Here is a 7,242-nt window from a genome sequence, read left to right on the forward strand (position 1 = left end):
CTCCGTAAATTCAGGAAAACCGGTACCTTCCCGTGAGCAAAAGGGAAAGTACCGGTCTGCATCTGGAATGTCAGCTTACTGTGCGTCTAACAGGGCATTGATGGCATCCTGGGTGGAAGTCATACCCTCCTCGGCAGTTACCTGTCCACCGAAGATCTGATCTCTCATATCCAGGAGCATCTGCTCAGCCTGAAGACCTGCATCACCCGGGAAGGATGTCCAGGAAACCACGCCGTCCATCTGCTCAATGGCAGCCTTCATCATCTCATTTTCAGCCAGGAAGGATTTCAGTCCGTTCTCTGCGTCTGCAACGTCCTTTCTTGGCGGTACATAACCGGTTCCGATGGTCCATGCAGCCATGGATTCCACGCTGTACAGGTATTTCTCAAACTCCCATGCGGCTTCCTTCTGCTCATCGGTCTGTGCGGTGATAGCTAAGAAGCATCCGCCTGCCGGAACTTTACGCGGGCTGCTGCCCCATGTCGGGGATTTTACGGTAGCGACATCGAACTGCGCGCTCTTCTGAATGGATGCGCGACGGGCAATGGTGGTGTAGAGCATTGCGCAGTTGCCATCAATGAAGCTCTGGCAGCCTTCATCCCAGGAAACATGGAGAGCGGCTCCGTCCTTGATGAGGTCAGCAACCATCTGCATAGCCTGAATGCCTTCCGGGCTTGCGAAGCTTGCCTGGATCTTGCCATCTGCGGTCTTGGTCAGCATGGAAGTGTTATTGCTCTCGATGAGTCCCTGCTGTGCCCAGAAGTCTGCCGGCTCTTGCATATAGAAACCATATTTTCCGGTCTTTTCCTGAACAGTTCTGGCAAAGGAATCAACCTCTTCCCAGGTCTTCGGTCCCTCTTCGGAAAGTCCTGCTTCCTTCAGCAGATCGCGGTTGATGTAGAGAACCGGGCTGCTTAAAGAATACGGTATTCCGACCTGTACACCATCACTGTTTACCGCCAGATCCAGGACGTTTGGCAGGAAATTGTCGGTCAGGAAGGTTTTGTCAGAAGCATCATACTGGTCGATGATCTCCTGTGGGGAGGTGTAGGAAAAGTTGTTGGAAAAATAATCCAGGAAAGCCCAGCCGATCTGAACCAGTGCCGGGGTATTGCCGGTAGCGGCTTCAGCCTGCAGGTTCTGCATCAGTCCCTTATACATATCAGGGTTATATTTAGCAACAACTTCAATGTGGTCATTGTTCTCATTAAAGTTTTTTACCAGTTCATCTACGGTCAGTCCGCCCTGGTTCTCTGCATTACAGTGCCAGTACTCGATAACGGTTTTGGAACCATTGCCGGAAGCGGTGCTCTCGGCGGAAGTGGTGGCTTCGGAAGTGGCGGAACCTGCTGTGGTATCTGCGGAAGTAGACTGACTGGATGAACCGCATCCGGTCAGAGAGATCATGGCACCAGCCATGCAAAGTGCTGTGAGACATTTTAGATTTTTTTTCATAATGTTTTTCTCCTCATGTTAGTCTGGCAATAGGATTGGTTATGTGTTTCACAGTTTCCGATTATAGTGTTGTATGGCCTTGACATCTATCATGAAACAGTAAAAACATTGTAAGTTTTTAAACAAGAAACTAGGAAAAATGCAAATAATTGTTAAGTATGTTAATTCTAAGAAAAATACCAAATTTGCAAGTTTGAAATTTTTGATTTTAGTGGAATGTTAAGATTAGCGAACGGGCAATAGATTATTTCCGCAAAACACCAATATCATCAGCATCGAGTACGATGATAATGAATACGGATTTTCTTCGATGTGAGAGTTCGGAAAAGATTGGATTAAAGATTCGATTCTTATACTGCAGTCAAAATCAAATATTCGGAGAAATCTTCTGATTTTGACTGTTCTGGGGAAATTCTAATAATTTGAGTTCAAATCTTTAGTTTGATATTGTTGCACTTGTGTAATAAACCATTCTGTGATAAGTTGTATCTATCTGCACTTTCTATACTTAGATAAGGGGGATTTTTTCATGTCTCAAGAATACATTACCTTTACAATCGGCCAGAAAAAGAATATTGCCCTGATTGCTCATGACAACGAAAAACAGAAACTGATTGCATGGTGTAAAGAACACAAAGCTGAGCTAGAGAAGCATAATCTTTACGGAACAGGTACAACGGCCCGCATGATCACAGATCAGACTGGACTTACAGTAAAAGGTTATAACAGCGGCCCATTAGGTGGAGACCAACAGATCGGTGCTAAGATTGTGGAGGGTGTCATTGACTTCGTGATTTTCTTTTCGGATCCGCTGACAGCGCAACCTCATGATCCAGATGTAAAAGCCCTGATGAGGATTTCCCAGGTCTACGATATTCCAATGGCCGTCAATAAATCCACTGCGGATTTTATGATTACATCCCGTTATATGAATCTTGATTACAAGCATGAAGTGATCAATTTCAAACAGCATATTGCAGATCGGGCAGAAACACTGTAAGTACCTGCCTGAACCACGCAATGAGACCGGTCCGTCACGCCGGTCTTATATTTTTCTTTATCAGAGATATGCTGTAGCCCGGGTCATACATTTTAGCTGTTTCTGTTGCTTCTGAAGAGCTCATTCAGGAGCCAATTCCAATACTTTTTTCCTTTCAGAATGCCCGTATATGAAAAATTTGAATTATTGGAAGCAACTAAGCGTGGAAAAGAATCATTTAAGCGCTAACGAGGTTTCACCCGCTTTGGTTCATTTCGAGGAAAAAGAATGGCACCGGAACCGAAACTCCGATGCCTGTACATTTTCCTGTTTCATTTTGCGCCGTTAATCCTCTAATTCCCGGTCTATGAATTTTGCGGTTTTTAATACAAACTGAGCCACCTATTCTTTTGTCCAATCTTCAACTTCTAAGTCATCAACTCGGAAGAACTCTCTGGTATTATTTGTCACAAGAACCAACCCTTCTGATCTCGCATGACCGGCAATCAGCATATCCATCGGACCAATTGGTGTTCCCTTTCGTTCAAGGTCTGCACGAACCTTTCCGTATTCTTCTGCAGCATAATTGTCAAACTGAAGAATAGAAATAGACGACAAGAACAATGTAATTGCTACACGGTTGCGTTCCACCGCCTGACTCTTTTCCACTCCATGCATCAGTTCTCCATAAGTAATGGACGAGATACACATATCGTCTGGATCATGCTTCAGAAAATTTTTTATGACTTCGGGCGGCTTATGCTTGATTGCATAGATACAAATATTAGTGTCCAGCATATACTTCATAGAGCTTCACGCTCCTGTACCGCAGGCTGTTCTCTGCCATCACTCATGAAGTCATCCGAGAACAGTTCCAAGCTGTTCAGGAAAGCGGACCACTTGTTTTCCTTCGGCATCAGAATAACAATATCACCGACCTTATTAATCGCCACTTCATCACCATTGAAGCGATATTCCTTCGGAAGTCGAACCGCTTGGCTCCGACCATTTTCAAATAACTTTGCAGTCATCATAGTAATGCACCTCCTTATATTATTAGTATATATCGTGGTATATATTTTGTCAAGTTATTCTCTGCGTTTCCAGGGATTTCGCTTTTAGCACTGTATATTTATAAATAGTGCCCCTCCAACACTATTTTTCTTTTGCTTCCTGAATAGCTGAATGCAAACAAAGTTCCCCCTTAGCTCGTTTCAAGGCGCCTGTTCTTATTTTCCCACTGACATACTATCCGCCTTTTTCATACAAGATACATTTTACTTTTTCCAACAATAGCTCATCACAAAACTTCCGGTTTACACTTTTTCGGCTGTTCACACTTTCTTTAAATCTTTGAATACAACGATACGGCAATTTCTGAAGAACTCCTTCCTGAGTCCATTCTAACATTTTTTTGCTTTCCGAATGCCCGTATATGTAAAATTTGATAATTCTGCCCAATAAACAGAAATATGTAAGAAATTGTTAATCTCATCTTTCTTGTCAGATATTCCTATTATTTCTATAATGAAAGTAAATACAAAATTGGAAATTCGCCTGTTTTCCGGAAAGAAGATGACATGATGAAACAAAAGAAGCGAGTCTGGATGTCCTTTAATTTATGGGAAGCAAATGTATTTGAACAGTACCTGGAAGAAATGGCAGCGCAGGGCTGGTTTCTGGAGAGCGTTGGCGGTTCTGTCATGAAGTTTCATAGAGCAGAACCTGCAAAGAGAAGATATGCAGCCCTTCTGGTTCCGGGAAGTTCTTCCCTCACAGGCGCGGACAGCTGGAAAGCAGAGCAGTTCCGTAAGCAGTGCCAGGAGCCGGCTGGAATTTTGAATGCAGCGGTACTTTCTGGCAGATTTTTTATACGACGGATGATGCAGTGGAGCGTACAGGGGACATGACCGAAGAAAAGCAGTTCCTGATCCAGAAATCGCTTTCCTGGACCTGGTCTGTGAAGCTTTGTTACCCTGTTCTGATCGTATTAGAGGCATGGGCGGTATACCGATACTTGCAAAATCCAGGGAAACTGTTTTCCGATTCCATGCTGCTTCTTCTTAATCTTCTTATGGTTGGGATCTTTGTGTCCTGGATCGTTTCATATGTACGGATTTTCTGGTGGGTTTATAAGACTACCTCTGCTTTCAAAAAAGTGGAACCACTTCCGAAAATGGATCTTAGGCGAAAGGTAAACTTTAAAAAGCGCATTATTCTATTTGACGGCATCCTGATACTGGGGGGCCTGGCATTTTCTTCTTCCATGAGTGCCTTTGTCGGATTTATGATCTCTTCCGTACTCATTGTAGCAATTTCATTTTTTATGAGAAACTGGATCCGAAATAATGGAAGTGGTGATAACCGCGATGACTGGATTGGATACCTGGTTGGCGTCGCTGTGGTCTGCATGATCACCATTCCCCTGTGTAACGCGGCCACGTCACATTTTCTGGGAGAGGAAGAACCGGACGCTGATAAAAAGCAGACCATATTTGCAAGCTGCCAGAATGATGAATTTAAAATAAATGGTTCTGGAACGCCGGTAGGCGTTACCATATACAAAAGTCCCATTCCATGGATCATTCGCAAAACCAGCGAGTGTTATCCAAAAGACATGTCCGATTTGTGGGACCAGACAGAGCAGAAGCTTCCGGCCGAAATGGAAAGTCTTTCAAATGGTATGGAAGTGGCCTGGTACCGCTATATGTTCCGGAAAGATGAAACTAATCCGGATCCAGAAAGCAATGCTTCCGTGAATAAGGAGGAACCTGCTCTGGATGAGGTAATTTTAAAAGATAAATCACACCTGATCATTCTGGATTTCGGTGGTGGAACAGATCTGGCCGGCCTGAAGGAAGCAGTGGCTGCTTTCGAAGAGGATGATAAACCATATATGGGGGCACCGAAAATAGTTCTTGATGGACATAACTATTTTGCAACGGAATTATGTATTGTGAACGAGGTGCCTGAAAGGTATTTATATGCCGGCGAATTAACTGACCAGGAGAAGAAATATGCTTTCATTGATGGAAGCAAGTACTATACACCAAATAGTGATGGAGTGCCTGAAGACTTTTATATTTATCAGGAGTGTGGGACTCCAGTAAGCGAACACGAAGTGGATAATACTAAACGTCAGTGGGCGTATGTCAAATGGAGACTGGAAGATTAACAATATTGAGAGGTATCTATATGGAAAATAAGAGATTTGAAATTACTGAAACCGCTGGAAGTGTAAAGGGTTTTTATGTGGTAGTAGATAAAGAAACCGGTGTCAATTATGTTGTTGCAAAGTTTGGCACTGGTGTTGGCATTTGCCCTTTAATTGATAAAAATGGAAAACCCATTGTTACAGAGTAATTGCCTATAGAAAAGAGGTTTCCCACGCAACATGAACATCGGTTGCCTTCGAAATGAGTGATCAGCAAGCCGATGTCTCCTTTGATAGATATTGCCGTTTTGAACTGGAATCAACTGTATTCCTTTATTGTGAACGATTCCAATTGTATTTCTGTAAAGATTACGGATGAAACCAGGTACTCATGAAGAAATTATTATAGAAGAAGATGCTTATCCGTATGTATTCTATTTGGCATCTATTCCTTCGGAGTACATTTTTATTGATGCCGAAGGAAATGCACTTAATGACAACTACTGGCTTATAGGACTGTGAAATCGGGATTTGTAGAGGGGGTGTGATTATATGAAAAACAATAGCCCACAAAAGCAGGCTGCCATTTCTTGGATCATTTTGATGATAGGGATATTGCTCGCAGTAATAGGAGCAATGACGGCAAAGGAGTACAGAGTAAACCTATGCCTGCTGATCGGTGCAATGGTTGTTATTGGTGGTATTGTATATCATCTCACCATGATGAAATGTCCTTATTGCGGTTGCTCACTTGTTGGTTATAGGCCGATCCCTAAAGAATGTCCAAAGTGTCATAAAAAATTCGAAGAATAAGTTCCAGTTTATAGAGTTAAAAAATATAAGTTAAGGAGGCATGTATTATGAAAAAAGTAATCTATCTGCTTGTATTATGTATGGTGCTGGGAATGGCTGGATGTGGAACGAATCAAGAAAATAAAGAACCTGTGTCTGGAAATGTGTCCGTAGAAACAGAAAATAAAGAAAATGATGATGTAGTACAAAATGAGCAAATAGCAGATACTGGCTCATATCCTCCATGTGTTATGGTTGATGGTGTTATATATAAAGACACAGGATATGTAGCGTCAATGCCTGATTGTGGAACAATGGATGGAGAAATTGTGTCAACAGTGGCAGGGACAGAGTTACCATCTGAAAATAATCAATCAAATTTCGGAAGCGGATATCATTATCAAAGGAGTTCTGAAGGTCAGCTCATAGTAGTCATTGATGACGAACGAATCATATTTAGAGATATTGAAAAAGATGATACGTCTATTCCAATAGAGGTTATCAATTTTAATGCAAAAGTAAAAGAAATTACCGATGATGGAGAACTTCTTGTAACGCATGTGAGTACAGCTGAAGGCTTTTGTCAGATGAATGATGGAGAGTATTATGTATCGGCAGAAAATTTAGCGGAAGATGTTCAGGTGGGAGATATCGTTACAATATGGTTTAATGGAATGATTCAAGAAACATACCCTGCTCAATTGGGGGTAGTTTATAGAATCATTAAAACACAATAATTAGTCAAATTCCAGTTGTGCGCCCAGCTAAGGGTGTGTAGTCAAGCCGGTGGGAATCCGGTTTATCCAAGGTTTAGCCAACCAGATAATAGCGAGTCTTGGGATGATGTCGGTAACGCATCTGA

At 42.4% G+C, this 7,242-nt stretch carries 9 protein-coding genes; 6 read left to right on the forward strand and 3 right to left on the reverse strand.

Annotation, left to right across the window (positions count from 1 at the left end; genetic code table 11):
* Positions 1–75: 75 nt before the first annotated feature.
* A complete protein-coding gene (locus DXA97_RS07320) occupies positions 76–1,455 on the reverse strand; it encodes an ABC transporter substrate-binding protein (protein ID WP_118719150.1) in 1,380 nt (459 codons plus the stop codon).
* A 529-nt stretch (positions 1,456–1,984) separates the two neighbouring features.
* On the opposite strand from DXA97_RS07320, the gene DXA97_RS07325 reads away from it, so the two are divergent.
* On the forward strand, positions 1,985–2,455 hold the full coding sequence (locus DXA97_RS07325; protein ID WP_118562443.1) for a methylglyoxal synthase: 471 nt from the start codon (positions 1,985–1,987) through the stop codon (positions 2,453–2,455).
* Positions 2,456–2,836: 381 nt separating this feature from the next.
* On the opposite strand, the gene DXA97_RS07330 is transcribed toward DXA97_RS07325, so the two are convergent.
* Both DXA97_RS07330 and vapB read right to left on the reverse strand, forming a co-directional pair.
* Positions 2,837–3,241: a type II toxin-antitoxin system VapC family toxin gene (locus tag DXA97_RS07330; protein ID WP_118562442.1), complete on the reverse strand. Its 405-nt coding sequence runs from the start codon at positions 3,239–3,241 to the stop codon at positions 2,837–2,839.
* Positions 3,238–3,468 (reverse strand): type II toxin-antitoxin system VapB family antitoxin, encoded by a 231-nt coding sequence (gene vapB / locus DXA97_RS07335; RefSeq protein ID WP_118562441.1) that lies wholly within the window; start codon positions 3,466–3,468, stop codon positions 3,238–3,240. The genes DXA97_RS07330 and vapB overlap by 4 nt, the downstream gene beginning before the upstream one ends.
* Positions 3,469–4,014: 546 nt before the next feature.
* On the opposite strand from vapB, the gene DXA97_RS07340 reads away from it, so the two are divergent.
* The 5 genes from DXA97_RS07340 to DXA97_RS07355 all read left to right on the forward strand — a co-directional run bounded on the left by DXA97_RS07340 (position 4,015) and on the right by DXA97_RS07355 (position 7,117).
* Positions 4,015–4,344 (forward strand): DUF2812 domain-containing protein, encoded by a 330-nt coding sequence (locus DXA97_RS07340; protein ID WP_118696983.1) that lies wholly within the window; start codon positions 4,015–4,017, stop codon positions 4,342–4,344.
* On the forward strand, positions 4,341–5,609 hold the full coding sequence (locus tag DXA97_RS07345) for a hypothetical protein (RefSeq protein WP_118719152.1): 1,269 nt from the start codon (positions 4,341–4,343) through the stop codon (positions 5,607–5,609). Before DXA97_RS07340 ends, DXA97_RS07345 begins: the two co-directional genes overlap by 4 nt.
* A 20-nt stretch (positions 5,610–5,629) precedes the next feature.
* Positions 5,630–5,797, forward strand: a complete 168-nt coding sequence (locus tag DXA97_RS20110) for a DUF6440 family protein (protein ID WP_182433908.1) — start codon at positions 5,630–5,632, stop codon at positions 5,795–5,797.
* 343 nt (positions 5,798–6,140) lie between these two features.
* On the forward strand, positions 6,141–6,401 hold the full coding sequence (locus DXA97_RS07350; protein ID WP_004798084.1) for a hypothetical protein: 261 nt from the start codon (positions 6,141–6,143) through the stop codon (positions 6,399–6,401).
* A 47-nt stretch (positions 6,402–6,448) separates the two neighbouring features.
* Positions 6,449–7,117, forward strand: a complete 669-nt coding sequence (locus tag DXA97_RS07355; RefSeq protein ID WP_118719154.1) for a hypothetical protein — start codon at positions 6,449–6,451, stop codon at positions 7,115–7,117.
* Positions 7,118–7,242 lie beyond the last annotated feature (125 nt).

The sequence above is a fragment of the Clostridium sp. OF09-36 genome (assembly GCF_003481985.1).
Lineage (GTDB): Bacteria > Bacillota > Clostridia > Lachnospirales > Lachnospiraceae > Brotaphodocola.

Excerpts from the sequence above, each read along its gene's own strand:
- DXA97_RS20110 (WP_182433908.1), top strand. The coding sequence starts at position 5,630 with ATGGAAAATAAGAGATTTGAAATTACTGAAACCGCTGGAAGTGTAAAG.
- DXA97_RS07345 (WP_118719152.1), top strand. The coding sequence starts at position 4,341 with ATGACCGAAGAAAAGCAGTTCCTGATCCAGAAATCGCTTTCCTGGACC.
- DXA97_RS07350 (WP_004798084.1), top strand. The coding sequence starts at position 6,141 with ATGAAAAACAATAGCCCACAAAAGCAGGCTGCCATTTCTTGGATCATT.
- DXA97_RS07320 (WP_118719150.1), bottom strand. The coding sequence starts at position 1,455 with ATGAAAAAAAATCTAAAATGTCTCACAGCACTTTGCATGGCTGGTGCC.
- DXA97_RS07330 (WP_118562442.1), bottom strand. The coding sequence starts at position 3,241 with ATGAAGTATATGCTGGACACTAATATTTGTATCTATGCAATCAAGCAT.
- DXA97_RS07355 (WP_118719154.1), top strand. The coding sequence starts at position 6,449 with ATGAAAAAAGTAATCTATCTGCTTGTATTATGTATGGTGCTGGGAATG.
- DXA97_RS07325 (WP_118562443.1), top strand. The coding sequence starts at position 1,985 with ATGTCTCAAGAATACATTACCTTTACAATCGGCCAGAAAAAGAATATT.
- vapB (WP_118562441.1), bottom strand. The coding sequence starts at position 3,468 with ATGATGACTGCAAAGTTATTTGAAAATGGTCGGAGCCAAGCGGTTCGA.
- DXA97_RS07340 (WP_118696983.1), top strand. The coding sequence starts at position 4,015 with ATGATGAAACAAAAGAAGCGAGTCTGGATGTCCTTTAATTTATGGGAA.